The sequence below is a fragment of the Nocardioides sp. NPDC023903 genome, from assembly GCF_040639295.1.
Classification (GTDB): domain Bacteria; phylum Actinomycetota; class Actinomycetes; order Propionibacteriales; family Nocardioidaceae; genus Nocardioides.
This window is the reverse complement of record NZ_JBEZZS010000128.1, coordinates 1-1,024: the sequence shown is the minus strand read 5'-3', so window position 1 is coordinate 1,024 and position 1,024 is coordinate 1. Positions and strand designations below refer to the sequence as shown.

Below are 1,024 nucleotides of genomic sequence, written 5' to 3'. Positions count from 1 at the left end.
ACCGGGAACCCCTGTCGCCGCCGACAGGAAAACAGTCTTGCCCGCGAGCCGCCCCGCGTTGGCGAACACGTCGTGCTCGCGCCACCCCGGCCCACCGGGAATACCCCACATATTCCCCGGATTCCCGCCACCACGCACCGCCTGTGCGCTGGCCATCGCGATCCCCAGCGGATCCGCAGCCCACGGGCAACCACTCAGCGCCGCCACCGCGGAAAACCGCGATCCACTCCGGATCGCCAGATCCAGCGCCGACGACGCGCTCATCGACACCCCGGCGATCGCATTGCGCCCACTCGTGTCGAGCGCGCCGTCGATCACCCCCGGCAACTCCTGCGTCAGATACGTCTCCCACCGCACCCGGCCGACTCCCGGATCATCGGAAACCCAGTCGGTGTACAACGTGTACGCCCCGCCCACGGGCATCACCACGTTCACGAACTTGTCGGCGAAGAAGTTGCGTACGTCGGTGTTGTCCCACCAGGAGATCCCGTCCGCCCCGCCGCCGGCCCCGGTGAGCAGATACAGCGTGGGCGCCCCCGCCCCCGCCGCCTTGATCACCTTGTTCTGGATCACCCGCCCCATCGCCGGCGAGTACACATCGAGCTGGGCGGACCTGCCACCCAAAGGCGTCTCCCCCGCCACGTAGGCCCCCGGTTCGGCTGACGCCACCCCACCCCCGAGCACAGCAACCATCGCGCACACCACAGCAAGCCACGTTCTCGATGCAGTCACCAATCCGGTATACCCCGCGATCGGAGATCCACGCCCGGGAACACACCGAGGCGACACGAGCCGGAATCGGGCAGTGACCAGGCTCACCATCTACCGTGAGATCAGCTTGGATATCCCGCTGACCTGCGATTTTCATGACGCCCCCGTCGACGCGTCACGGAAAAACCGGGTGATTTGTGTCGTACCCGCCCGGAATACTGACCGGCGCCCGATGAGTTGGACCGACGGAATCCGTCTCTTCTCTTGTGGTGCCGAGACGTCGACGACTCGGCATCGGGCCACAGCTCACGCC

Annotated in this window: 1 protein-coding gene; it reads right to left on the bottom strand. The window is 66.8% G+C overall.

Annotation, left to right across the window (positions count from 1 at the left end):
- Positions 1-693: alpha/beta hydrolase family protein (locus AB0F44_RS30435; RefSeq protein ID WP_357361127.1), on the bottom strand; the 693-nt coding region annotated here is incomplete at its 3' end.
- Positions 694-1,024 lie beyond the last annotated feature (331 nt).